Origin of the sequence: Bradyrhizobium sp. CCGB20, from assembly GCF_024199855.1 — a bacterium.
Classification (GTDB): Bacteria; Pseudomonadota; Alphaproteobacteria; order Rhizobiales; family Xanthobacteraceae; genus Bradyrhizobium.
On sequence record NZ_JANADN010000001.1, the window covers coordinates 6,374,463 to 6,398,943 of the forward strand.

The 24,481-nt window shown below is 64.5% G+C and carries 24 protein-coding genes; 9 read left to right on the top strand and 15 right to left on the bottom strand.

The window, feature by feature from the left end:
- Positions 1-19: 19 nt before the first annotated feature.
- Complete coding sequence (locus NLM15_RS29955) at positions 20-1,057, bottom strand: glycosyltransferase family 4 protein (RefSeq protein WP_254121376.1); 1,038 nt, start codon at positions 1,055-1,057, stop codon at positions 20-22.
- Between the two features lie 126 nt (positions 1,058-1,183).
- On the opposite strand from NLM15_RS29955, the gene galE reads away from it, so the two are divergent.
- The 3 genes from galE (at position 1,184) to NLM15_RS29970 (ending at position 4,854) form a co-directional block, all read left to right on the top strand.
- Positions 1,184-2,197 carry a UDP-glucose 4-epimerase GalE gene (gene galE / locus NLM15_RS29960; protein WP_254121377.1) on the top strand — a complete coding sequence of 338 codons (1,014 nt, stop codon included), beginning with the start codon at positions 1,184-1,186 and terminating at the stop codon, positions 2,195-2,197.
- Positions 2,198-2,315: 118 nt separating this feature from the next.
- Positions 2,316-4,118, top strand: a complete 1,803-nt coding sequence (locus NLM15_RS29965; RefSeq protein WP_254121378.1) for an ABC transporter ATP-binding protein — start codon at positions 2,316-2,318, stop codon at positions 4,116-4,118.
- Between the two features lie 34 nt (positions 4,119-4,152).
- Positions 4,153-4,854, top strand: a complete 702-nt coding sequence (locus NLM15_RS29970; RefSeq protein ID WP_254121379.1) for a fumarylacetoacetate hydrolase family protein — start codon at positions 4,153-4,155, stop codon at positions 4,852-4,854.
- Positions 4,855-4,939: 85 nt separating this feature from the next.
- Here the strand turns inward: NLM15_RS29970 and NLM15_RS29975 are convergent, their stop codons facing one another.
- The gene (locus tag NLM15_RS29975; RefSeq protein ID WP_254121380.1) at positions 4,940-5,398 is read right to left on the bottom strand and encodes a nuclear transport factor 2 family protein; all 459 of its coding nucleotides are present in this window, start codon (positions 5,396-5,398) and stop codon (positions 4,940-4,942) included.
- A 130-nt stretch (positions 5,399-5,528) separates the two neighbouring features.
- On the opposite strand from NLM15_RS29975, the gene NLM15_RS29980 reads away from it, so the two are divergent.
- Both NLM15_RS29980 and NLM15_RS29985 read left to right on the top strand, forming a co-directional pair.
- A complete protein-coding gene (locus tag NLM15_RS29980) occupies positions 5,529-6,071 on the top strand; it encodes a Spy/CpxP family protein refolding chaperone (RefSeq protein WP_254121381.1) in 543 nt (180 codons plus the stop codon).
- A gap of 3 nt (positions 6,072-6,074) precedes the next feature.
- Positions 6,075-6,800 (top strand): sulfite exporter TauE/SafE family protein, encoded by a 726-nt coding sequence (locus tag NLM15_RS29985; RefSeq protein WP_254121382.1) that lies wholly within the window; start codon positions 6,075-6,077, stop codon positions 6,798-6,800.
- Between the two features lie 47 nt (positions 6,801-6,847).
- Here NLM15_RS29985 and NLM15_RS29990 read toward each other — a convergent pair whose 3' ends face one another.
- The 3 genes from NLM15_RS29990 to NLM15_RS30000 all read right to left on the bottom strand — a co-directional run bounded on the left by NLM15_RS29990 (position 6,848) and on the right by NLM15_RS30000 (position 9,150).
- Positions 6,848-7,777: an aspartyl/asparaginyl beta-hydroxylase domain-containing protein gene (locus tag NLM15_RS29990; protein WP_254121383.1), complete on the bottom strand. Its 930-nt coding sequence runs from the start codon at positions 7,775-7,777 to the stop codon at positions 6,848-6,850.
- Positions 7,778-7,917: 140 nt separating this feature from the next.
- Positions 7,918-8,073 carry a hypothetical protein gene (locus NLM15_RS29995; protein ID WP_198034869.1) on the bottom strand — a complete coding sequence of 52 codons (156 nt, stop codon included), beginning with the start codon at positions 8,071-8,073 and terminating at the stop codon, positions 7,918-7,920.
- Positions 8,074-8,226: 153 nt separating this feature from the next.
- Entirely contained in the window at positions 8,227-9,150 is a 924-nt protein-coding gene (locus NLM15_RS30000; RefSeq protein WP_254121384.1) for a LysR family transcriptional regulator, read from the bottom strand.
- Positions 9,151-9,356: 206 nt separating this feature from the next.
- Between NLM15_RS30000 and NLM15_RS30005 the strand changes: the two genes are divergently transcribed.
- Genes NLM15_RS30005 through NLM15_RS30015 form a run of 3 tightly spaced genes read left to right on the top strand, consistent with a single transcriptional unit; the run spans position 9,357 to position 11,582 of the window.
- A complete protein-coding gene (locus NLM15_RS30005; RefSeq protein WP_254121385.1) occupies positions 9,357-10,067 on the top strand; it encodes an SDR family NAD(P)-dependent oxidoreductase in 711 nt (236 codons plus the stop codon).
- Positions 10,068-10,082: 15 nt separating this feature from the next.
- Positions 10,083-10,319, top strand: a complete 237-nt coding sequence (locus NLM15_RS30010; RefSeq protein WP_254121386.1) for a 4-oxalocrotonate tautomerase family protein — start codon at positions 10,083-10,085, stop codon at positions 10,317-10,319.
- 30 nt (positions 10,320-10,349) lie between these two features.
- Entirely contained in the window at positions 10,350-11,582 is a 1,233-nt protein-coding gene (locus tag NLM15_RS30015) for an MFS transporter (RefSeq protein ID WP_254121387.1), read from the top strand.
- Between the two features lie 21 nt (positions 11,583-11,603).
- On the opposite strand, the gene NLM15_RS30020 is transcribed toward NLM15_RS30015, so the two are convergent.
- The 5 genes from NLM15_RS30020 to NLM15_RS30040 all read right to left on the bottom strand — a co-directional run bounded on the left by NLM15_RS30020 (position 11,604) and on the right by NLM15_RS30040 (position 17,867).
- Positions 11,604-13,070 (bottom strand): NAD(P)/FAD-dependent oxidoreductase, encoded by a 1,467-nt coding sequence (locus NLM15_RS30020; protein WP_254121388.1) that lies wholly within the window; start codon positions 13,068-13,070, stop codon positions 11,604-11,606.
- A 50-nt stretch (positions 13,071-13,120) separates the two neighbouring features.
- Positions 13,121-13,540 (bottom strand): nuclear transport factor 2 family protein, encoded by a 420-nt coding sequence (locus NLM15_RS30025; protein WP_254121389.1) that lies wholly within the window; start codon positions 13,538-13,540, stop codon positions 13,121-13,123.
- 164 nt (positions 13,541-13,704) lie between these two features.
- Positions 13,705-15,126: an adenosylhomocysteinase gene (gene ahcY, locus NLM15_RS30030; RefSeq protein WP_254121390.1), complete on the bottom strand. Its 1,422-nt coding sequence runs from the start codon at positions 15,124-15,126 to the stop codon at positions 13,705-13,707.
- Positions 15,127-15,252: 126 nt separating this feature from the next.
- Entirely contained in the window at positions 15,253-16,449 is a 1,197-nt protein-coding gene (gene metK, locus NLM15_RS30035) for a methionine adenosyltransferase (RefSeq protein WP_014493886.1), read from the bottom strand.
- A gap of 62 nt (positions 16,450-16,511) precedes the next feature.
- The gene (locus tag NLM15_RS30040) at positions 16,512-17,867 is read right to left on the bottom strand and encodes a hypothetical protein (protein WP_254124492.1); all 1,356 of its coding nucleotides are present in this window, start codon (positions 17,865-17,867) and stop codon (positions 16,512-16,514) included.
- 159 nt (positions 17,868-18,026) lie between these two features.
- Here NLM15_RS30040 and NLM15_RS30045 point away from each other — a divergent pair, with 159 nt between their 5' ends.
- Entirely contained in the window at positions 18,027-19,733 is a 1,707-nt protein-coding gene (locus NLM15_RS30045; RefSeq protein ID WP_254121391.1) for a caspase family protein, read from the top strand.
- Positions 19,734-19,848: 115 nt separating this feature from the next.
- Here NLM15_RS30045 and NLM15_RS30050 read toward each other — a convergent pair whose 3' ends face one another.
- The 5 genes from NLM15_RS30050 to NLM15_RS30070 are packed head-to-tail and all read right to left on the bottom strand — an operon-like array spanning position 19,849 to position 24,354.
- Positions 19,849-20,967 carry a cobalamin-independent methionine synthase II family protein gene (locus NLM15_RS30050; protein ID WP_254121392.1) on the bottom strand — a complete coding sequence of 373 codons (1,119 nt, stop codon included), beginning with the start codon at positions 20,965-20,967 and terminating at the stop codon, positions 19,849-19,851.
- 19 nt (positions 20,968-20,986) lie between these two features.
- Positions 20,987-21,703 (bottom strand): ABC transporter ATP-binding protein, encoded by a 717-nt coding sequence (locus NLM15_RS30055; RefSeq protein WP_254121393.1) that lies wholly within the window; start codon positions 21,701-21,703, stop codon positions 20,987-20,989.
- Positions 21,696-22,451 carry an ABC transporter ATP-binding protein gene (locus tag NLM15_RS30060; RefSeq protein ID WP_254121394.1) on the bottom strand — a complete coding sequence of 252 codons (756 nt, stop codon included), beginning with the start codon at positions 22,449-22,451 and terminating at the stop codon, positions 21,696-21,698. Before NLM15_RS30060 ends, NLM15_RS30055 begins: the two co-directional genes overlap by 8 nt.
- Entirely contained in the window at positions 22,448-23,476 is a 1,029-nt protein-coding gene (locus NLM15_RS30065; protein WP_254121395.1) for a branched-chain amino acid ABC transporter permease, read from the bottom strand. The genes NLM15_RS30060 and NLM15_RS30065 overlap by 4 nt, the downstream gene beginning before the upstream one ends.
- An 8-nt stretch (positions 23,477-23,484) precedes the next feature.
- A complete protein-coding gene (locus NLM15_RS30070; protein WP_018643262.1) occupies positions 23,485-24,354 on the bottom strand; it encodes a branched-chain amino acid ABC transporter permease in 870 nt (289 codons plus the stop codon).
- Positions 24,355-24,481 lie beyond the last annotated feature (127 nt).

Genomic DNA, 24,481 nt, shown 5'->3' on the forward strand with positions numbered 1-24,481 from the left:
CTGCCCTGGAAACGGCGTTTCAGAGCAGCGGACGATACACCTCGCCGATCCGCGCCGCTTCGGCATCGAGGCTGAACTTCTCGAGCACGCGCGACCGGCCGCGCTCACCCATCACTGTTGCAGCAGCCACGTCGCGCATCAACGGCTCGAGCGCCAGGGTGAGCGCGCCGGCATCACCTGTCGGGATCAGCACGCCGGTGACGCCATCCTCGACGACGAGCTCGGCAGCCCCGGCACGCGCAGCGACCAGCGCGCTGCCGGCGGCCATGGCCTCGATCAGCGTCAGGCCAAAGCCCTCGTTGCGCGAGGTGAAGGCGTAGATCGTCAGCCGCTGATACCAGCGCTGCACCGCTTCGATCGGCAGCTCGCCGGTGATGACGATGCGCGCTTGCAGGCCGGCCGCCTCGATGCGCTTCTTCAGGTCGCTCGCAAAAACAGTTTGCTCGGGCGTCACCTGACCGACGATGACGGCAGTGAAATCCGGATAGTGCGGCAGCAGACGGCACATCGCGTCGACGAACACATCCGTGCCCTTCTGCGCGCGCACGCGGCCAAAGCAGCCGATCGCGTAGCGGCCCGGCAGCGCGGCTTCCGCGAACGCAGCGGCGCGATCGAGCGGCGGCGCATAGACATCGGTGTCGACGCCGTGCGGGATCACCGTCGATTTCACCTTGAGGAACGAGGCCGAGATATCTGATGTCGCGATGATCGCGTCCATGCGCCGGATCAGCCAGCGCGTGATCCAGCTGTGATGCCGCTGCGCTGCCGACGTGAACACGAGTTTCAATGGCCAGCCGAGCGCACGCAACGCGACGCCCGCGATCATCTCGTTGTTGCGCCGGGCGTGCCAGATCAGCGGCGCCTTGCGGCCCCATAATTTCAGGAAATCCGCAGTGCTCAGCCGCACAATTCCCTCCGGTGCATCGGAGCCGAGCCAGCCGGCGCGAAACAGCCTTGCCAGCCGCGGCGCCACCATCCGGTTGGTCGCGGTCACCCCGGAATAGCGCCTGTGCAGATTTGGCACGATCACATCGAGGTCGCCGGGGGATTTCGTCACGTCACACTCCGTTGAGCAGGCCCCCTATACGCAACATTAAGCATAGTGACCAGTTCAGCCGCGCCGAAACCCCCTCTTCACCGCGCAAACGTTAACTTGGCGCGTTGATCGGAGACGGGTGAGATCATGACTGTGCTAGTCACCGGCGGTGCCGGCTATATCGGAAGTCACACGGTCCTGGCGCTGGCGGAAGCCGGCGAGGACGTCGTCGTGATCGACGATCTCTCGACCGGTTTCTCCGCCTATCTGCCCGAAGGCGTACCGCTGTTCATTGGCGATGCCGGCGACGAGAATTTGCTCGAAGGCGTGATCGCCCAGCACAACATCGAGAGCATCATCCATTTCGCCGGCTCGGTCGTCGTGCCGGATTCGATGCGCGACCCGCTCGGCTACTACCGCAACAACTTCATGACCGCGCGCAATCTGCTCAACGTCGCGGTCAAGCGCGGCATCGGCCGCTTCATCTTCTCCTCGACCGCCGCCGTCTACGGCAATCCGGACCAGGTGCCGGTGCCCGAGCACGCGCCGACGCGGCCGCTGTCGCCCTACGGCTCGTCGAAGCTGATGAGCGAGATCATGCTGCACGACGTCGCCGCCGCCTACGGCATGCAATACGTGACCTTGCGCTATTTCAACGTTGCGGGTGCCGACCCGCAGGCCCGCATTGGGCTAGCCACCGTCGGCGCCACGCACCTGCTCAAGATCGCGGTGGAAGCCGCGACCGGCCAGCGCGCCAAGATCGACGTGTTCGGCACCGACTATCCGACCCAGGACGGCAGCTGCATCCGCGACTTCATCCACGTCACGGACCTCTCGCAGGCGCATCGCTCGGCACTGGCTTACCTCCGCAATGGCGGCGCCTCGACGACGCTGAATTGCGGCTATGGCCGCGGCTATTCGGTGCTGGAAACCATCGACGCGGTGCGCCGGGTTTCGGGACGCAGCTTCGCCGTGCAATACGCCCCGCGCCGGCCTGGCGACATCATGACCATGGTCGCCGACACCAGCCGCATCCGCGGCCTGCTCGACTGGAAGCCGCAATACGACGACCTCGAGACCATCGCGGCCCACGCGCTGGCCTGGGAGGACAAGCTGTTCCGCGAGCGCCATGGCGAGCTCCGCCACGCCGCCTCGGCCTAGATTCCATCCCGGCGCAAGCCCTTAATTGGGCTTGAAAAGCCCGGCTTTAGCGGGCACAGAGGCCCTTCGATCCCTGACGCGCGAGCAGGCTTTTCCTTGCTCCGTCAATGGACACCGGATGGCCCAGTTTCCAAAGAAAATCACCGACGATCCCTATGCGGCAGCGGTCCTGATTCGCCGCCTGGTCACGGAACAGGGGATGATCTACTGGCGGCGCTACCTCGTCGCCTTCGCGCTGATGGCGCTTGCCGCCGGATCGACCGCGGGCGCGACCTACGTGCTCGGCCAGGTCATCAACCAGGCCTATGTCGACAAGAACATCCCGGGCATCGCGATGTTCTCGGGCATCACGGTGATCCTGCTCTTCATCAAGGGCGTGGCGACCTACGGCCACATGGTGATCCTGACCAAGATCTCCAACGCCATCCTCGCCACCAACCAGCGCCAGCTCTTCGCCAAGCTGATGCGCGAAAGCGTCGGCTTCTTCTCCGAGCGGCATTCGTCTGAATTCCTGGCGCGGCTGACAGCCGGCGCCAAATCCATCACCGACGTCCTCAACATGCTGGTCAACGCCGTCGGGCGCGACCTCATGATGCTGCTCGCCATGATCGGCGTGATGGTGTGGCAGGATCCGGTGATGTCGTTCATCGGCCTCGTCGTGGTGCCGCCGGCGATGCTGGTGCTGCGCAAGCTGGTCAAGCGCATCAAGGGCCTCGCCTACAACCAGTTCACAGGCACCGCCGACATCATGGAGACGATGCAGGAATCGCTGCAAGGCATCCGCACCGTCAAGGCGTTCACGCTCGAAGAGACCATGCAGAGGCGTATCGACGAGAACATCGCGATCGTCGAGCGCAACGCCAACAAGATGGCCCGCGTGGCCAACCGCTCCAATCCGCTGATGGAGATGCTCGGCGGCTTCGCCGTCGCCGGCTGCCTTCTCTACGGCGGCTACAGCGTGGTCGCGCTCAACGCCACGCCCGGCGCGTTCTTCTCCTTCATGACCGCCTTCCTGATGGCCACCGAGCCGGCCAAGCGGCTGGCGCGGCTCAACATCGACCTCAACAGCCAGCTCGTCGGCGCCCGCATGCTGCTCGAAGTCGTCGACAGCCCGGCGAGCGAGCATTCCGACGACGACAAGCCGTCGCTCAAGCTCTCTGACGCGCGCATTGAGCTGCGCGACGTCAGCTTCTCCTACCGCGCCAGCGAGACCGTGCTCAACCGCATGAGCTTCGTCGCCGAGCCCGGCAAGGTCACCGCGCTGGTCGGTCCCTCCGGCGGCGGGAAGTCCACCGTGCTGGGGCTGCTGCTGCGCTTCTACGAGGTGACGCAAGGCGACATCGTGATCGACGGCCAGTCGATCGGCGCGGTCTCGCGCAAATCGCTCCGCGCCCAGACCGCCTATGTCGGCCAGGACGTCTATCTGTTCCGCGACACCATCCGCAGCAACATCGCCTTCGGCAAGCCCGGCGCGACCGAAGAGCAGATCATCGATGCTGCGAAAGCGGCCTGCGCGCATGATTTCATCATGAGCTTCCCGCTCGGCTACGACACGCCGGTCGGCGAGCACGGCACGCAGCTCTCGGGCGGCCAGCGCCAGCGCATCGCGGTCGCGCGCGCGCTGATCAAGAACGCGCCGATCATCCTCCTGGACGAGGCCACCGCCGCGCTCGATTCGGAATCCGAGCGCCAGGTGCAGGAGGCGATCGAGCATCTCTGCCAGAACCGCACCACCATCGTGATCGCGCACCGCCTGCACACCATCATGCACGCCGACGCGATCCTGGTGGTCGAGGGCGGCGAAATCGTCGAGCAGGGCCGGCACGACGAGCTGCTCCGCCGCGGCGGCCGTTACGCCTCGTTCTTCCGCCTGCAACATCACGATGCCGGCGCTCTGGCGCCGATCAGCGCAACCGCATAGAGTTCCTTCACCTCAAGAGCAGCGAGACCGCTTCATGAACGCCGCCTCCTACGTCATTCCGCTTCCGCCCCAGGCTTCGCTTCCCGTCGTCGGTGAGGCCGGCCGTTACCCGGTGCGCCGCATCTGGTGCGTCGGCCGCAACTATCTCGAGCACATCCGCGAGATGGGCAATGACGAGCGCGCGCCCCCGTTCTTCTTCGCCAAGCATGCCGACATGCTGGTGCCCGACGGCGCCACCATTCCCTATCCGCCGCTGACCAAGGATTTGCACCACGAGGTCGAGCTGATCGTCGCGATGAAGAGCGGCGGGCTGAACATCCCCGCCGACAAGGCGCTCGACCATGTCTACGGCTATGCCGTCGGCATCGACCTCACCCGCCGCGACCTCCAGATCGCCTCGCGCAAGAAGGAACGTCCGTGGGAGATCGGCAAGTCGTTCGACGGCTCCGCGCCCGCTTCCGCGCTGCAGCCTGCCTCGAAGATCGGCCATCCCTCCAAGGGCAAGATCTGGCTCACGGTCAACGGCAAGGAAGCCCAGACCGGCGACCTCGAGCAGATGATCTGGAACGTGCCGGAGACGATCTGGCAGCTCTCGCAGCAGGTGAAGCTCGCCGCCGGCGACATCATCATGACGGGCACGCCGGCCGGCGTGTCGCAGCTCCAGCCCGGCGACAAGCTCGAATGCGGCGTCGACGGCGTCGGCTCGCTGAAGGTCTCGATCGGCCAGCCTGAGTAAGCCGCAAAGCATCTCGATATCGAAAGGCCCCGGACCTGTCCGGGGCCTTTTGCATGTCGAGCGCACGATCGCGGACGTTTTCGATCTACCAGGCCTTCACCGGCCGACTGGCGTGGCTTGCCTGCGGCACGCCGCGATTGAGCGACATGTGGGAATGCACACACAGCCAGCCGTCGCCGACTCTTGAAAACACCATCGTGGCCCGTCCGGGACGCGGAAACGCGCTGCCATCGGGATGATAGCCGGTGCTCGTCCACGGCGCGATCACGGTTGCCATCGTGCCGTCGGGAGACGCCAGAATGGATGTCTGCTCGATGACAAATCGAAAGTCGCTCGTCTTCGGCCAGACGTTGTCCCATTGCGATGAGACCCATTGATCGAGGCCGGGGATGACATCGTTATGCGTGCCGAAGGCGAGCACATCCGGATGGAAGAGCGGCCGCGCCGAAGCATAGTCGACCTCGCGGACGTAGCCTGAGAAGGTCTCCAGCCACTTACGGAAGAATTGCACGATCTCGGTATTCGCAACTGGCAACGGGGCCATTGCCTGCTCCATGTTTGGCCGCTCGATCAAGGCAATCTTGTTGCCATGGGGCGAACCGTCCAGCAAGATATCTGGAGAGCACCGGTGGAGATTGATCAACGAGCCGGGCTGATCTCATGGAGGCAGACTTATGAGACGCATTCTGCTGCTTGCGGCCGCGCTTGTCGTAACCTGCAACACTGCGAACGCGCAGTCCAGCCAGCCGTATGCTGGCCTTGAGCAGCGCCCCATCAAGGCACTCTCGCGCCAGCAGATCAACGATCTCCAGACCGGTCGCGGCATGGGCCTGGCGCTTGCCGCTGAACTCAATGGATATCCCGGTCCGAGCCATGTGCTTGAGCTCGGTGATCGCCTTGACTTGACAGTGGATCAACGCGTTCAGGTTCAGCGTCTCTTTGACGACATGAAGCAAGAGGCGGTCCCGCTGGGCAACAAGCTTGTCGAGCAAGAGAGGGAGTTGGACCACCTTTTCTCTGCCCGCGTCGTGACGTCGGAATCGCTCAAGACGGCCATCGTTGCCATTTCCGAAACCCAGGCAAAGCTGCGTGAAAGCCACCTCAAATATCATCTGTCGACCGCCGCCTTGCTCGACCAGCGTCAAATGCAGCGATACGCGGAGTTACGAGGTTACCAGCGCGCCGACGATCCAGAAGGACACAAGCACCATCACTAGAAAATGCTGACCGCAGGCTTCGCTATTGTCTCGCTTCTCTACGCAACAGTAGGTCATGCTGGAGGAACGGCATTTCTTGCCTTGATGGCCTTTGCCTCGTTTCCGCCAAACGAGATGCGGCCAACGGCTCTGTTACTGAATATCGTCGCGGCGACCTATTCCACGTGGCTCTTCGATCGCGGCAGCCATATCGACTGGGTAAAACTCAAGCCGCTGCTGATTGCGTCCCTGCCAACCACCCTGCTTGGCGCATCCATTGTGCTGGCCGAAGACATCTACCACGCGGTGACGGGGCTCGTGCTCCTCGTCGCCGCTGTCGTCTTGATAGTTGGGCGGAGCAGTCGCGATGCGCCGGATCGCGTTACTCCGCCCTGGGCCGCGATATCTATGGGCGCCGGTGTCGGCTTCATCTCCGGTCTCACTGGCGTTGGTGGCGGTGTTTTCCTCGCGCCCATTCTGGTCGGGATGCGCTGGGCATCACCCAGGCAGACCGCGGCGCTTTCCGCGCCATTCATCTTGGGTAACTCTGCAGTTGGATTGATTGGCACGCTCTACGTGGGACAAGTACCGTCGAGCCAGACTTGGCTATATGCCCTGGGTGCACTCGCCGGCGCGATGGTCGGCACCACGATTGGTTTGCGATGGTTCTCGCAAGCGGCAACGCGTTACATTCTTGCCGCCGTCCTCGGCTCTGCCGGCGTTCAACTCGTAGCGTTCGCGGCCAGATGAAATCTGGGGATCGCAGGGCGGATTAACGACTTGTCCGCCCTACACATTCACTTCAACGCCGACAGCACGATGAGGCCGAGCACCAGCGCCGTCAGCGAGTATTTCAGCGTGTAGTACACGTTGCGGTTCCACTCCTTGACCTTGCGGCTGCCGAGATGGATCTCATAGAGCTTGCCGAATACCTTGTTGAGCACGCCGACATCCTCGCCTTCGACGTTCTGGGTCGCCGAAGCCTTGACGACGTGGTGGCTGACCCAGCGGTTGATCGCGGTCATGAAGCCATACTTCATCGGGCGCTCGACGTCGCAGAACAGGATGATGCGGTTGACGTCGGTGGCATTCTCCGCGCTGTGGATGAAGGTCTCGTCGAACATGAAGGCCTCGCCGTCGCGCCAGACGCATTCGACGCCGTCGACGAGGATCCGGCACTTGTTCGAATTCGGCGTGACCAGGCCGAGGTGATAACGCAGCGAGCCCGCGAAGGGATCGCGGTGCGCGCCGAGCTTGCCGCCGGGCGGCAGCATCGCGAACATCGCGCCATGCACGCTCGGGATCGACTTGAGCAGCTCCACCGTCTTCGGGCACAGCGTGTTCGCCGAAGGCAGGAAGTCGTCGTACCATTTCAGGTAAAAGCGCTTCCAGCCGCTCTTGAAGAACGAGTAGAAGCCCCAGTCGTTGTTCTTGGCAGCGGCGCGGATGAAGCCCTCGTCGAACAGGCGCACCGCCTCGTCACGGATAATTTCCCAGTTCTCGCTCAGCGGCTTCAGCTCCGGAAACTGCTCGACCGAGATCACCGGCCTGTTCGGCACGGCCGAGCCCGCATACATCAGCACGTTGTAGGGCGCGAGATAGGTCGAGTGATCGCCGAGCTGGCGCGCGAAGCGCAGCCGCTGCTTGCCGCGGAAGTGAACGTAAATCGTCGAGGCCGCAAGCACATACAAAATGACGAGTTGCGGCGCAAAAAGCTGTTTCAACATTTCCCCGTTCCCCCGGTGACCCAGCCGGGGCGTCATTTATCCCGCCCCGGCCGAAGCGGCAAGATATTCACGGGTGGGTTGCAATCACACTGGGGAGAGCGCGGGGGGCGGAACCGGCGCGGGAAGCCGGCCAAGCCGGTTCACCCCCGCGACAGCGCCTGGAGGCCCTTGAAAGTGAGGCGCTTGGGGTCGGTGACGCCGGCAAGATAGAGCCGGCGGATGAAGGCGATGACGGCGTCGCGGTCGCAATCGGTCAGCGCGACGACGGCGTCGACTGCAATTCTCTGGGCTTCCATTGGGCTCACCTCGGCCTTGCGAGTAACCCCGGCCGAGACAGGCTAGGACTCCGCGGTTAATCCGGCGTTAACCGTTTGGGCAGCATGGCCGATTCACCCCGGTGCTCGAATACGCAAAACAACGCATTGGCAGTCGCGACGCAGCAGCGATGCTCAGCGCGCACCGATGCTCTTCTTCAGCAGTGCAAAGTGCTTCTTCAGCCGCGGCACGGCAAAGTCGGTGAACGCCCGCACCTTGGGCACCGAGAGCCGGCCCTGCGGGCAAATCAAATGCGCGGGCATCTCCGGATCCTCGTCGCCGGCCAGCACGATCTCGAGCTCCCCGCGCGCGACCTGTTCGGCCACCTGGTACGAATACATCCGCACCACCCCGCGCCCGGCAACCGCGGATGCCACCGCCGCATAGGTGCTGTTGACAACGAGGCGCGGCGTGAACTGCACCGTCCGCGCTGCCGATGCGCCGGCCTGCGGCGCAAAGGTCCAGGAATTGGGAAGGTGCGCCATCGCCACGATCTGGTGCTTGGCGAGATCGCCGGGCTCGGCGATGCGCGGGTGCTGCTTCAGATAGCGCGGCGCAGCCACCACGACGCGGCTGATCTCGCCGACCCGCATCGCGACCATCGCCGAATCCGCGAGAGGGCCGATGCGAAGCGCGATGTCGACGCCCTCCTCGATCAGATTGACCGAGCGGTCGAACAGCAGGAGCTTTGCCGACACGGTCGGATAGGCATCGAGAAATGCATCGAGGATCGGCCGCAGCACCATCTCGCCCGACACCACGGGGGCAGTCACCGTCAGCAGCCCGCGGGGGGCCATGCGGGGTCCGGCCACGATGTCGTCGGCCTCCTCCAACTCGGTGAGCACGCGGCGGCAGATCGCGACATAGCGCTCACCTTCTTCGCTCAGCTTGATCGATCGCGTCGTCCGGTGCAGCAGCTCGGCGCCGATCCGCTCCTCGAGGAAGGCGATGGCGCGGCTGACCGCCGCCGGCGAACGGCCGAGCCTGCGCCCTGCGGCAGCCAAGCTGCCCTCGTCCACCGCAAGGACGAACACCTTCATCGCATCCAGACGATCCATGCGCGTCCCGTCGCCCCATGAAATTGTGGTGGCAAGCTAGGCGTTTGCCACCGCCGCGACAACCGCCGCCAGAGGCCGATCCGGCATTCGTTCGCGCCGCGAAAGAGTGTCTACCGGACGGCGCGTATTCGCGGCCAGGGGCCCGCGGCGTATCTCATCACGCAAGCCAGCCATCGGCCGGCACAAGCCAACAACAGGAGCCCATCATGGGTATCGAGCAGAAAGTCGCCATCGTCACCGGTGCTTCGCAGGGCATCGGCGCCGCCCTGGTCCGGGGTTTTCGCGATCGCAACTACCGCGTCGTCGCAACGGCGCGCTCCATCAAGCCATCGGGCGACGACGATGTCCTCGCCATTCCCGGCGACATCGCCGACCGCAGCACGGCGGAGCGCGTGGTCTCGCAAGCCGTCGCTCGCTTCGGCCGCGTCGACACGCTGGTCAACAATGCCGGCATCTTCGTCGCCAAGCCGTTCACCCAGTACACGGCCGAGGACTATGCCGCGGTGATGGGCACCAACGTCGCGGGCTTCTTCCACATCACGCAGCTCGCCATCGCCGAGATGGAGAAGCAGGGTTCGGGTCACGTCGTCCAGATCACGACCACCCTGGCCGATCAGGCCAATTCGAACGTGCCGTCGGTGCTGGCCTCGCTGAGCAAGGGCGGGCTGAACGCCGCGACCAAGTCGCTTGCGATCGAATATGCGAGGCGCGGCATCCGCGTGAACGCGGTCTCGCCGGGCATCATCAAGTCGCCGATGCACGTGGTCGCTACGCACGCCCAGTACGGTGCGCTGCACCCGGTCGGCCACATGGGCGAGATGTCCGACATCGTCGATGCCGTGCTCTATCTCGAGGGCGCCTCCTTCGTCACCGGCGAGATCCTGCATGTCGATGGCGGCCAGAGCGCCGGTCACTGAGCGCGGAGACGCACGATGCCCATTGTCACCATTCAAGTGACCCGCGAAGGAACGGCGCCGGGAGCGGCGTCGCTCACCGCGGAGGAGAAGGCCGCGCTGATCAGGGGATCGAGCCAGCTGCTGTTCGACGTTCTCGGCAAGCCGCTCGATTCCACTTTCGTCGTGATCGAGGAAGTCGACACCGACAATTGGGGCTGGGGCGGCCTGCCCGTGCAGGAATTCCGGCGCCGCCGCGCCGCAAAGACAGGCTGATCCGCGCGCAATCGCGCGCAGGAGGATGAGATGACCAACGCAAATACGAAGCAACATATGGAGACCCGGCTGCACCCGCAGCCGGAATCGACGTCGCGAACCACCTGGCGATACGCCGTGGCAGGATTGTCCGCATCACTGGTCGGACTTGGCCTCGCCCGCTTTTCCTACACGCCACTGATCCCGGCGCTGATCGCCGCAAAATGGTTCAGCGCATCCGACGTCGTCTACCTCGGCGCCGCCAACCTCGCCGGTTACCTCGCCGGTGCGCTCGCGGCACGCGCCTTGGCCACCCGCATCGGCGCGGTTCACGCGTTGCGCGCGATGATGCTGCTCGCCACCCTCTCCTTTTTCGCGAGCTCTACTCCGGTGTCATTCACCTGGTTCTTCGCCTGGCGCTTTCTGTCGGGCCTCACCGGCGGAATCATCATGGTGCTGGCGGCCTCCGTCATCCTGCCGCACGTCTCAGCCGCGAGGCGCGGCATCGTCGGCGGCGTGATCTTTGCCGGCGTCGGCCTCGGGGTCGCCGCATCGGGCACGCTGGTGCCGCTGCTGCTGCAACAGGGCTTGCAGCAGAGCTGGTACGGCCTCGGCGTGCTCTCCGCCGTGCTCACGCTCACGAGCTGGTGGAACTGGCCCGCGGACACCAAGGATGACGCCGCTCATGCGCCGGATCACGCGAAGCATCGCCGTGCTTCGCCCGCCGTCCGCGCCCTGCTGGTCCAGTACGGCCTCAACGCGGTGGCCCTGGTTCCGCATATGGTCTTCATCGTCGATTTCGTCGCGCGCGGTCTCGGCCAGGGCATTGCCGCCGGATCGCGCTACTGGGTGCTGTACGGCCTCGGCGCGATCTTGGGCCCGCTCGTGACCGGCCATCTCGGCGACAGATCAGGTTTCGGCCCCGCGTTGCGCGCGGCGTTCCTGATCGAGGCGGCCGCGGTGCTGTTGCCCACTGTCAGCACGGCACCGCTCTCGCTGATCGTATCGAGTGTCGTGGTCGGCGGCTTCACGCCCGGCATCGTGCCTTTGGTGCTCGGACGCATTCACGAGCTCGTGCCGCATTCGACCGAGCAGCAGCGCGCCACATGGAGCCACGCCACGACCAGCTTCGCGCTGTTCCAGGCGGCCGCGGCTTACGGCTTCTCCTGGATCTACGCGCAGACCGGCGGCGATTATCTGGTCCTGTTCGGACTTGGTGGCGGCGCCGTGGTGCTCGCGCTTGCGATCGATCTTGGCCTCGCGCTCACCACGCGCAAGGCATAGAAGCGGGCGGCGGCGGCGCGGTCAGGAATACCGCATTACGCCGTCGTCGATCCGGCCGAAGCGCAAGGAGACGATGTCGAGCGCGTAGTTCTGGTACAGCCGCCACGGCTGCTTCGAGCCCTGCTTCGGCATCTTGGCGACCGAGCGCTGGACATAGCCCGAGGTGAAATCGAGCGACGGCTGCGCGGTGATTTCAGGATCGTCATTGTGCGGCATGCACTGGCGGAAATTGTGCCGGTCCATGTAGTTGATCAGACGGCAGACATATTCGCAGGTGAGATCGCATTTCAGCGTCCACGACGCGTTGGTGTAGCCGAAGGCCGACGCCATGTTCGGCACGTCCGCATACATCATGCCTTTGTAGGTCAGCGCATTGGCAAAGTCGACGGCGCGGCCATCGACGCTGACGTCGAGACCGCCGACGACCTGGAGCACAAGGCCGGTCGCCGTCACGATGATGTCGGCCACAAGCTCGCTGCCGTCCTTCAGACGGATGCCGTCGCGGGTGAAGGTGTCGATCTCGCTGGTGACGACGGAGGCGCGCTGCTCGCGGATCGCCTTGAACAGATCGCCGTCAGGCACGAGGCACAGCCGCTGGTCCCAGGGATTGTAGCGTGGCGTGAAATGGGTCGCGACGTCGTAGTCGGGGCCGAGCGCCATCTGCACGCCCTTGAGCACCAGCTCCTTCACCTTCGCAGGACGGCGGCGGCTGAGCTGGAAGAAGAACATCCCCCACATTACGTTGCGCCAGCGAATGACATGATAAGCAAGCCGCGTCGGCAGATTGCGGCGCAGCTTGTTGGCAACGGGATCCTGCGCGGGACGTGACACCACGTAGGTCGGCGAACGCTGGAGCATGGTGACCTGCGCCGTCTTCTTGGCAAGCTCCGGCACCAGCGTCACCGCGGTTGCGCCCGAGCCGATCACGACGACGCGTTTTCCCGCATAGTCGATGTCCTCGGTCCATTTCTGCGGATGCACGATGCGGCCGGCGAAATCCGCAACGCCCGAAAATTCCGGCGTATAGCCCGCCTCGTATTTGTAATAGCCCGAGCACATGAACAGGAAATTGCAGGTGAAACGCACGACCTCAGTCGCGCCCTCACCCGAGATGCGTTCGGCCTCGATGGTCCAGCGTGCATCCGGCGTCGACCACGCCGCGCGCTTGACGCGATGGCGGAAGCGGATGTGTTTTTCGATGCCGTTCTCGGTGGCGGTCTCGCGCACATAGTTCAGGATCTGCGGCCCGTCCGCGATCGCCTTCGGATCAGTCCACGGCTTGAACGAATAGCCGAGCGTGAACATGTCGCTGTCGGAGCGAATACCGGGATAGCGAAACAGGTCCCAGGTACCGCCGATGCAGTCGCGGCCCTCGAGGATGACGTAGCTCTTGCCGGGGCACTTGTTCTGAAGGTGATAGCCCGCGCCGATGCCGGACAGGCCGGCACCGACGATCAGCACGTCGAAATGTTCTTTGGTTTCGGCCATGGCGTTTCTCCCCGCCACAGGATGGGCGACGCCGTGCCGAATTGCAACCGTCAGGCGGTGGCCGCGCCGTAGACAAGGGCGGTGTCGAAATACTCGTAGAATTCGACTGCCTTGCCGTCCTTGAAGCGCCAGAAATCGACCTTCGGGGTCTCAGCGACCTTCCCGGTCCTCTTATTGGTCCAGGCAGTTGAGCCGCGCGCGAAAACAGCGTCGCCCTGCGCGACGTATTCATTGATGGTGTAGTGCAGCATGCTCCAGTCAGCCAGCAGACCCTCGAAATAGCCACGCAGCTGGACGCGGTCGTCATAGCACTTGGCAAAGGGCACCGCCGGAGCCCCCTGCGGAAGCGAGTCGAATTTGATCTGCGGGCCGATGACGCTGTCGAACCAATAGTCGACGCTGCCGCCCTTGCTGTCGTTCCACCGACGATAGGCTTCCTTGAGCAACTGAACGTTGGCTTCGCTGGACATCGCATTCCCTCCATATGCATTTGACAATGAACGTGGGAAACGCGGCCACCCGCTTCAGAAGTGGCGGGCTTGTTCTGGCTCTACCTCCGAGCGTACCACGGAGGGAGCCAACAAAAAAAGCCCCGGATCGCTCCGGGGCCTTTGTGTCGCAACTGGAGGCGATCTCAGTACCGGTAATGGTCCGACTTGTACGGACCTTCCTGCTTCACGCCGATGTAGTCGGCCTGGTCCTTGCGGAGTTCGGTGAGCTTGACGCCGATCTTGGCGAGGTGCAGGCGCGCGACCTTCTCGTCGAGCGACTTCGGCAGCACGTAGACTTCCTTCTTGTACTTGCCGTCCTTGTTGTTGGCGAAAAGCTCGATCTGCGCCAGCGTCTGGTTGGTGAAGGACGCCGACATCACGAAGGACGGATGGCCCATCGCGTTGCCGAGGTTCACGAGGCGGCCCTCCGACAGCATGATGATGCGATGCTTGTCGGGGAATTCGATCTCGTCGACCTGCGGCTTGATGTTGGTCCACTTCAGGTTACGCAGACCCGCGATCTGGATCTCGTTGTCGAAGTGGCCGATGTTGCAGACGATGGCGCGATCCTTCATCGCGCGCATGTGCTCGATCGTGATGATGTCCTTGTTGCCGGTCGCGGTGACGAAGATGTCGGCGCGCGGGGCGGCGTCTTCCATGGTCACGACCTCGTAGCCTTCCATCGCGGCCTGGAGCGCGCAGATCGGATCGACTTCCGACACCATCACGCGGCAGCCGGCCTGGCGCAGCGAGGCGGCCGAGCCCTTGCCGACGTCGCCGAAGCCCGCGACCATCGCGACCTTGCCCGACATCATCACGTCGGTGCCGCGGCGGATACCGTCGACCAGCGATTCACGGCAGCCATAGAGGTTGTCGAACTTCGACTTGGTGACGCTGTCGTTGACGTTGATCGCCGGCCACAGCAGCGTGCCGGCCTTCTGCATGTCATAGAGACGATGCACGCCCGTGGTGGTCTCTTCGGAGACGCCCTTGATGCTCTTGGCGATCTCGGCGAAGTAGCCCTTCGGCTTCTCCTTGAGCTGCTTCTTCAGGAGCGCGAAGAAGACTTCCTCTTCCTCGGAGCCGGGCTTGTCGAGGAAAGCGGCGTCGCCGTTCTCGGCGCGCAGACCGAGATGGACGTACATGGTGGCGTCGCCGCCGTCATCGAGGATCATGTTCGGGTGACCGCCGCCGTGCCAGTCGAACAGCTTGGCGGTGTAGTCCCAGTATTCGGTCAGGCTCTCGCCCTTGACCGCGAACACCGGAATGCCGGCGGCGGCGATCGCGGCCGCAGCGTGATCCTGCGTCGAATAGATGTTGCAGGAAACCCAGCGAATGTCGGCGCCGAGAGCTGCCAGCGTCTCGATCAGCACGCCGGTCTGAATCGTCATGTGCAGCGAGCCTGCGATGCGCGCGCCCTTCAGCGGCTGCTTCGGGCCAAACTCTTCGCGGGTGGCCATCAGGCCGGGCATCTCGGTCTCGGCGAGCGAGAGCTCCTTGCGGCCGAAATCGGCGAGCGAAATGTCCTTGACGATGTAGTCGGTGAAGCCGGGCTTCGCATTCATAGCGGAGGTCCTGTTGTTGAATTGGTCATTCCGGGCGCCTCGACGAGGCGAACCCGGAATCTCGACATGATGGATCAGGGATCCCGGGGTCGCCGCTCTCGCGGCGCCCCGAAATGATTTTGGCAGTTAGACCGCGCGCTTGAGCGCTTCGACGAGATCGGTCTTCTCCCAGGAGAAGCCGCCCTCGTTGTCAGGGGTGCGGCCGAAATGGCCGTAGGCCGAGGTCCGCGCGTAGATCGGGCGGTTGAGGTCGAGATGGCTGCGGATGCCGCGCGGGGTGAGATCCATCGCCTTGGCGGCGGCCTTCTCGAGCTGGTCCTCCGACACCTTACCGGTGCCGTGGGTGTCGATGTAGATCGACAGCGGACGCGCCACGCCGATGGCGTAGGCGAGCTGGAGAGTGCAGCGATCGGCGAGACCGGCCGCGACGATGTTCTTGGCGACGTAGCGCGCCGCGTAAGCCGCGGAACGATCGACCTTGGTCGGATCCTTGCCGGAGAACGCACCGCCGCCATGCGGGGCCGCGCCGCCGTAGGTGTCGACGATGATCTTGCGGCCGGTCAGGCCGGAATCGCCGTCGGGACCGCCGATGTAGAACTTGCCGGTCGGGTTGATGTGCCAGATGGTCTTCGGCGTGATCCAGTCCTTCGGCAGCGCCTCGCGCACATAGGGCTCGACGATGTCGCGGATCTGCTTGGACGAGATGTCCTCGACCAGATGCTGGTGCGACACCACGATCTCGCGCACGCCGACCGGCTTGCCGTTCTCGTACTGCACGGTGACCTGGCTCTTGGAGTCCGGACCCAGCACCTTCTCGCGGCCCGAGTGGCGCGCTTCGGAGATGAGGCGCAGGATCTTGTGGGCGTAGAAGATCGGCGCCGGCATCAGGTCGGGCGTCTCGTTGGTGGCGTAACCGAACATGATGCCCTGGTCGCCCGCGCCCTCTTCCTTGACCTCGCCCGGCTGCAGCGCGTCGACGCCCTGCGCGATGTCGGCCGACTGCGGGTGCAGCAGGATCTCGATGTCGGCCTTCTCCCAGTGGAAGCCGTCCTGCTCGTAACCGATGTCCTTGATCGCGGCGCGCACGACGCTCTCGATCTGCTCGTTGGTCACAGACTTCGGACCGCGGGTCTCGCCGGCGATCACGACCTTGTTGGTGGTCGCGAGCGTCTCGCAGGCGGCGCGGATCTGCCACGGATCGATACCGGCCTTGGGCCCTTCGCGGTAGAACAGATCGACGATCTCATCGGAGATCCGGTCGCAGACCTTGTCGGGATGGCCCTCGGACACGGATTCGCTGGTGAAGAGATAGGACGCGCGCATCAGTAACCCCTTGTTCCGCCGCTAAGCTGGCGGGCGTTTGCGATGTTTACCTTCGGATGATGTCAATCACGCCGTCGCGAGATGACGTAGGATTCGTCGAGAAACCAGAGCCCGTTGTACTTTCGCAGCACATCCCTGGCGGCATCCAGAGTGCGGCCGTTTTGAGTCATTTCCGTCAAACGATCGTCCTCGATCTGAGCGACATACACCGCCGCATTCCACGCTGCAAAGGCCGTCGAGGTTCCGATGGTACCTGTGACCTCGTTGGGCAGCGCTTCCATATCATACCTGAAGATCGAACGGTTATCCGCGTAAGCATTAAAATTTAGGTCCCGGCCCAACGACCCAAGTTCATACTTCACCGCGCGCAATAGCTCATGCCGGCTGACCGAGAAAGGATTTTCTCCCGGCCAGATCGCCTGGATCATTTCCATGCCCGGATCCTGGCCGTGGGAGTGGATTCCGATCAGCCGCCCGCCCGGCCGCAGCGCCCGCGCCAGGGGTGCGATGATCCGCTTGGCCCGGAAATTGACCGAGGACAGGGCGCGATAGGGCTGGGATGCAATGACGAGGTCGAAATTGGCCTCGGTCTGGCCCGGCCGCGGGATGGTCGAATCCAGCAGGAACCGGTGGTCCTCGCGATAGAGCACGAGGACGACGGGCCGCTCGTACAGCGGCATGGCCGTGCGTGGGCTGATCGCGGCCCGCCAGTTCTGCTCCAGGAACGGCCGCAGCTCGGCAATCTGCTGCTCGAATTCTCCCGACGAGGCGCCCCGTAGTGGAACCTCGTGCCAGACGGTCGCAGCCGCCGCCGCAGGCGACGCCGGCGTGAGCCAGGGCGCCTCCGAGTAAAACATGTTGGTGAAGACGAACACCGATGCCGGATGCTCGAAAATGCGGTCCGGCACCTTCTCCAGCGTCAGGCGCAGATCCTCGAGACTGAGCTCCTTGCCGGCCACATAGAACGGCATGTGCGGGTAGCGCTGGTGGGTCGCGCGCAGCACCCGCGCCAGCACCGTGCCGTCGCCGACGCCGGCGTCGAATATGCGCAGCGCCGGCGGGCGCGGATGAATGCTGGAGAGCTCGAGCGCCACGCGCTCGGCGACCACCCGCTTCTCACTGCAGGTGTGGACGAACAGCAGGTATTTCTGCCGGTTCTCGAAGAAGCGGAAATTGCCGCGCGGATCGCGCTTTTCCGGGGGCACCTGAAGCCCCCGCGGCGGCGGCAGGCCGCCGGTCGTCGATGCGGCCATATAGGCCTGGATCCGCTCCAGCGTGTCGACGGTGATGCGCTTTCCCTCGCGCAGCCGGTGCACCAGCTTCCCATCGTTCACCGCGCGCCGGCCGAACGTCGATTCCGCCATGTCCGCCTTGCGGCAGAACTCGGTGATTTGGCTCAGGATTTCGTCGTTTTTCATCGGTGGGAACGCGGTGGGCAGAAACGTTGGGCCAGCTCTCCTAGCAAAATCTGCCCACTGAGGGAATACCCCTGCTTTACGCCTCCCCGATGACGCGAGCGTGAACCCCGGCGCACTGCCGGGCAACAAACAAGCGCTTCTCCTCAAGGGACCACCGTCATGCGCCGCCCGCTCGTCGCGTTCTGCCTGCTCGCCGCAACCCTGTGGGCCACGCCCGCCTTCGCGCAGGCGCGCAGCCAGCTCGGGCCGCTCTGCACCACCGACACCACGCCGGCGGACCAGATGATCGACGCCTGCAACAAGATCGTCGCGCTGAAGGTGTTCAGAGGTGAGCAGCTCGCGATGATCTATTTCTGGCGCGCGGTCGGCTGGAACAAGAAGGGCGACTATTCGAAGGTCATCACGGATACCACCGAGGCGATCCGGCTCCAGCCGAGCCAGGCGGTCTACAATCTCCGGGGATCGGCCTATTACGACAAGGGCGACTATGACATCGCGATCGCCGATTTCGACGATGCGCTGAAGCTCGGCCCGCCCAGCGGCACCATCTTCCACAATCGCGGCAATGCCTGGCGCGGCAAGGGCGACTACGCCAAGGCGATCGCGGACTACGATGCCACGATCAAGCTCGAGCCGAAGTCAGCGTTCTCCTTTCAGAACCGCGGCATCGCGAAGGAAGCGCTCGGCGACCTCGACGGCGCGCTGGCGGACATCAACCAGGCGATCCGGCTCGACCCGGCGCTGCCGCAGCCGCTGATCAACCGCACCGCGATCTGGCGCGTCAGGGGCGATCTCGATCGCGCCATTGCCGACGGCAGCGAGGCGATCCGGCTTGCGAAAGAGAAGCGGCCCGTCAACATCATGACGCCGCCGAACAGCGTACTGATCTCCGGCTATATCCATCGCGCGCTGGCCTACGAGGCCAAGGGCGACTACGCCAATGCGCGCGACGACTACAAGGCGACGCTGGCGATCGTGGCTTCCGACGCCGGCAGCAAAGCCAATCAGGCAACCGCAAAAGTGCGGCTGTCGCTGGTGACGGATGCGCTCGCCCCCATCCCGCGCGACGCGCCGTCATCGGCGCCGCAACCAGCCGCACAGCAGATGGGCGCGGCGCCGGCGCCCTCGCCTGCCCCGGTCGTGCTCGGCAAGCGCCTGGCACTGGTGATCGGCAACGGCGCCTATGCGCACGTCAAGGCACTGCCCAATCCCGCCAACGATGCGCGCGCCGTCGCGAAGAGTTTGCGCGACATCGGCTTCACGGTGTCGGAGGGCGTCGATCTCGACCGCGCCGCGATGCAGAGGGTGACGCTCGACTTCCTGCGCGAGGCGGCGCGGGCGCAAGTCGCAGTGGTCTACTATGCCGGCCACGGCGTGCAGGTCGACGGCCGCAACTATCTCATTCCCATCGACGTCGAGCTGAAGGCTGGCAGCAGCATGACAGAGGCGATGATCGACATGGACACGATCATGGCCGGCCTCGACGACCAGGTCCGCACCAACATTCTGATCTTCGATGCCTGCCGCAACAACCCGATGGCGCAACAGGTGGCGTCCACCGGCAGCAGTCGTGCCATCGAAGGCGCCTCGGGCCTCGCAGCTCCAACGAGCCTCGGCGCCGGTGCAACGTTAGGCGCGGGCACGCTGATCGCGTTCGCCACCGCGCCGGGCCAGGTCGCACTCGACGGCGAAGGCGCCAACTCGCCGTTCTCTGCCGCCCTCTCCCGCCATCTCGGAACGCCGGGGTTGGAGGTGCAGCAGATGCTGACGCGGGTGCGGGCGGAGGTGGTCTCGAGCACGAAAAACAAGCAGGTGCCGTGGTCGAACTCGTCGCTGCTCGGCGAGGTGTATCTGGCGGCGAAGTGAGGGGGCGCGATAGCGCTGTCATCCCGGGATGGTGCGCAAGCACCAGACCCGGGATCTCGAGATCCCGGGTTCGATGCTTCGCATCGCCCCGGAATGACAGCGAGCCTGCGAAGCCTTACTGGCCCCACACTTCCTTCGCGATCTCCACCGCAAGGCTGAGCTTCGCCCACTGCTCTTCCTCGGAGAGGATGTTGCCTTCCTCGGTCGAGGCAAAGCCGCACTGCGGGGACAGCGCGAGCTGCTCCAGCGGCGCGAATTTGGCGGCCTCTTCGAGACGACGCTTGATGTCGTCCTTCTTCTCGAGCTCGCCGAACTTCGAGGTGATGACGCCGACCACGACGACCTTGTTGCCCTTGGGCAGGAAGCGCAGCGGCTCGAAGCCGCCGGCGCGGTCGCTGTCGTATTCGAGGAAGTAGCCGTCGTAATTGGTGCCGGCGAGCATGGTCTCGGCCACCGGCTCGTAGCCGCCCGAAGAAATCCAGGTCGAGCGGAAATTGCCGCGGCAGACATGCGTCGTCACCACCATGTCGGCGGGCTTCTCCGCCAGCGCGTAGTTGATGACGCGGGCGTAGATCTGCTGGAGACCGTCGGGATTGTCGCCGCGCTCGCGCGCCTTCTGAAGCTCTTCCTGCGAGCAAAGATAGGCCCAGACCGTGTCGTCGAACTGGAGATAGCGGCAGCCGGCGTCATAGAACGCCTTCACCGCCTTGCGGTAGGTCTTGCCGAGATCCTCGTAGAACGCGTCCAGATCGGGATAGACGTCCTTGGAGATCGCCTTGCGGCCGCCGCGGAAGTGCAGCACCGCGGGCGACGGGATCGTCATCTTGGCGGTGACGTGGGCCTGGTCCGCACACTTCTTCAAGAAGCGGAAGTGATCCAGCATCGGATGGTCGTCGGGGAAATCGAGCTTGCCGATCACGCGGACCGCGTCATGCCGCGTCTCGACACCTGCGAACTGGATGCCCGTGTCCGGGTGAAACATTTCGCAGCCCGTGAGCTTGGCCAGGAAGTCGAAATGCCACCAGGAGCGGCGGAATTCGCCGTCGGTCGCGAGCTTCAGGCCGACCGAGGCCTGCTTGTGCACGACCTTCTCGATCTCCATGTCCTCGATCTTGCGCAGATCGTCGGCCGAGATCTCACCCTTCTCGAGCTTTGCGCGGGCTTCCTTGATCTTGGCGGGGCGCAGAAGGCTGCCGACCTCGTCGGCGCGGAAGGGGGCTTTGGTTCGCTGCATTTTCGACTCCCAAGATATTTTAGTGGGCCGCCGCCCCTGCGACACCGAGGTGGCGCTCCAGGACCGAGGGGTCGGCCTTCAGCGCGGCGCTCGGGGCGTCGTGGACGATCGTTCCGCGCTCCAATATCACAACGCGGTCGGCGAGCCCCAGAATCTTTTGCGCATTCTGCTCGACGATGATCGAGCAGATGCCGCCGGCCCGGGTGATGGCCCCGATCGCCTTCAGAAGCTCCTCGACGATGATGGGGGCAAGGCCCTCGGTCGGCTCGTCCAGCAGCAGGACCTTCGGGTTGAGGGTCAGCGCACGGCCGATCGCCAGCATCTGCTGCTCGCCGCCGGAGAGCTGGTTGCCGAAATTGGTCCGCCGTTCCTTCAGCCGCGGGAACATCTCGTAGACCTTCTCGACGGTCCACGGGCCGGGCTGCGCCACCGCGGTCATGTTCTCTTCGACCGTGAGCGAGCGGAAGATGTTGCGCTCCTGCGGCACCCAGCCGATGCCAGCGCGCGCCCGCTGGTCGGGCCGAAGCGAAGTGACATCCGTGCCGGCGAGCGCGACCGAGCCGGAGAAGCGGCGGGTGACCCCGACGATGGAGTTGATCAGCGTGGTCTTGCCGGTGCCGTTGCGACCCAACAGCGCCAGCACCTGCCCCTCGGCGAGGCGCAGCGACATGTTGGGCAGCACCACCGCCTCACCATAGCCGGCGCGAAGGGCGTCGATTGCGAGCAGGTCAGACATTGACCGCCTCCTCGCCGAGATAGACGGCCTTGACCTGCGGGTCGCGTGCCACCTGGTCGGGCGGGCCTTCGGTCAGCAACGCGCCCGAGACCAATACCGAGATGCGGTCGGCGAAGGAGAAGACGAGATCCATGTCGTGCTCGATCAGGAGCACCGTGACGTCGCGCGGCAGGCTACCTACGACGGCGAGAATGTCGTGGCGTTCGCTCTCGGGCACGCCGGCGGCGGGCTCGTCGAGCAGCAGCACGCGCGGCTTGGCGGCGATCGCGACCGCGATCTCGAGCAGGCGTTGCTTGCCGTAGGGCAGCGTCACGGTCTGTTCGTTCATGACGTCGAGCAGATGGAAGCGGGTCAGCAGGTCCGCAATCTCGCCGTTGACGTCGCTGCGCGTGCCCATTCGCCGCCACCAGTCGCCGCCGTGGCCGAGGCGCTCGGAGACCGCAAGGCCGATGGTCTCGAGCGGGGTCAGGTCGGGATAGAGCTGATTGATCTGGAAGGTACGCGACAGGCCGCGCAGCACACGCTTGTGCACGGGCAGATCCGTGATGTCCTGGCCTTCGAGCAGGATGCGGCCGGAATTCGGCTTCAGCACGCCGGTGAGCTGGTTGATCACCGTGGTCTTGCCGGCGCCGTTCGGGCCGATCAGCGCGTGGCGAGCGCCCTGCTCGATCTTGAGCGACAGGTCGCGCGTGACGCGCAGGCCGCCGAAGGTTTTTTCGAGATTCTGGGTTTCGAGCGCGATGGTCATGCGTCGCTCTCCGGCACGGCGACGACGGCCTTGCGTCCGGCAACCTGTTTGATCACGAGGTTCGGCACGTACAGCACCCAGCGGTGCAGGCGCTGGCGGCCGACCAGCACGATCACGACCAGCACGAGGCCGATCCAGAACTGCCAGTATTGCGGAGTGATCGTCGAAAAGACTTCCTGGAGCATGCGGAAGATCACTGCGCCGACCAGCCCGCCATAGAGATAGCCGGTGCCGCCGATGACGAGCACCAGCATCAGATCGGCCGAACGCTCGAAGGCGAACACGTCGAGAGAAGCGATCGCCGTGGTCTGGGTGAACAGCGCGCCCGCGATGCCGGCATAGAACGCCGCAAGCGTGTAGATCGCGATCAGGCGGCGGTTGACGGGGATGCCGATCGCGGCCGCGCGCAACGGATTGTTCTTGATCGCGCGCAGCGACAACCCGAACGGCGAGTGCACGACGCGGCGGGCAAACAGGAACAACAGGAACAGCACGGCCAGCGAGTAGAAGAATCCGGTCTTGCCGAACATGTCGAACGGGATCTCGCCGAAGATCGGCTGCATCTCGATGCCCTGAAGGCCGTCGGTGCCGCCGGTGATGTTGGAAAAACGTTCGGCAAGCGCCTCAAGCAGCAGCGCGATGCCAAGCGTGACCATCAGCCGGGTCAGGTCGACGCCGCGGATCACCAGGAAGCTGGTGGCAAAACCCAGCACCATCGCGGCAAGCCCTGCGACGATCAGCGCGAGCACGGGCTCGTTGATAATCCCATGCAGTGCAAGAAGCCCCGCGGCATAGGCGCCGACGCCGAAGAAGGCGGCATGCCCGAGTGAGACGATGCCGGCATAGCCGAGGATGAGATCGAGCGACATCGCAAACAGCGCCAGCCGCAGGATGTCGGTCATGATCAGATAGCGTGTGGGAAATACAAAGCCGCAGGCCAGCACGATGAGCCAGAAGGCGACTTCGCCGTAATGCCAGCGCGCCTGGCGCTGGGCGTGATAACCGACGTCGGAGGAAGCGCTCATCGGCGAACTCAACGCGCGGCCGTGCGGCCGAACAGGCCGTTCGGGCGCCAGATCAGGATCACGATCATCATGGTGTAGATCACGAAGGGCCCCATCTTCGGCACGTAATATTTGCCGGCGACGTCGCCGATGCCGAGCAGGAGCGAGGCCAGGAACGGCCCGGTAATGGAGGAAGAGCCGCCGACGGTGACCACGATCAGGAAGTAGATCATGAACTTCAGCGGGAAATACGGATCGAGGCCGAGGATCTCGGCGCTCAGCGCGCCGCCGAGACCGGCAAGCCCGCAACCGAAGGCAAAGGTGAAGGCGAACACCTGCGGCACGTTGATGCCGAGGCCGCTCGCGGCGCGGGGATCATCGACCGCGGCGCGCAGCCGGCTGCCGAAACGAGTCTTGGCCAGCACCATCTGGAGACCGATGGTGAGCAGGCCGCAGATCACGATGATCATCAGCCGGTAGCGGCCGATGCCGACGCCGAACACGTCGAACTGGCCCTGTAGCGCCGCCGGCAAATTGATGAAGACTCGCGACGAGCCCTGGATGTAGTCGACGGCCGCGACCGACATGAACGTGAGGCCGATCGTGAACAGCACCTGGTCGAGATGGCTGCGCGTATAGAGATGGCGGTAGAGCGTGCGCTCGAGCGCGATGCCGATCGCCGCGGAGGAAACGAAGGCGAGCGGCAGCGCAGCGAAGAACGGCCAGCCCATCCGGTTGACCAGCACCATGCAGACATAGCCGCCGGCCATGGCGAAGGCGCCATGGGCGAGGTTGACGAAGTTCATCAGGCCGAGCGTGACCGCGAGCCCGCAGGCAAGCACGAACAGCAGCATGCCGTAGGCAACGCCATCGAACAGGTTGGTGAGGATTGCGGTCATCGGTAGCGGCTGAACCCTGGTAATCGCCGGTCATTCCGGGGCAGCGCGCAGCGTTGAACCCGGAATCTCGTTTCAACAATTTCGAGATCCCGGGTTCGCGCTAATGCGCGCCCCGGGATGCCCCGCT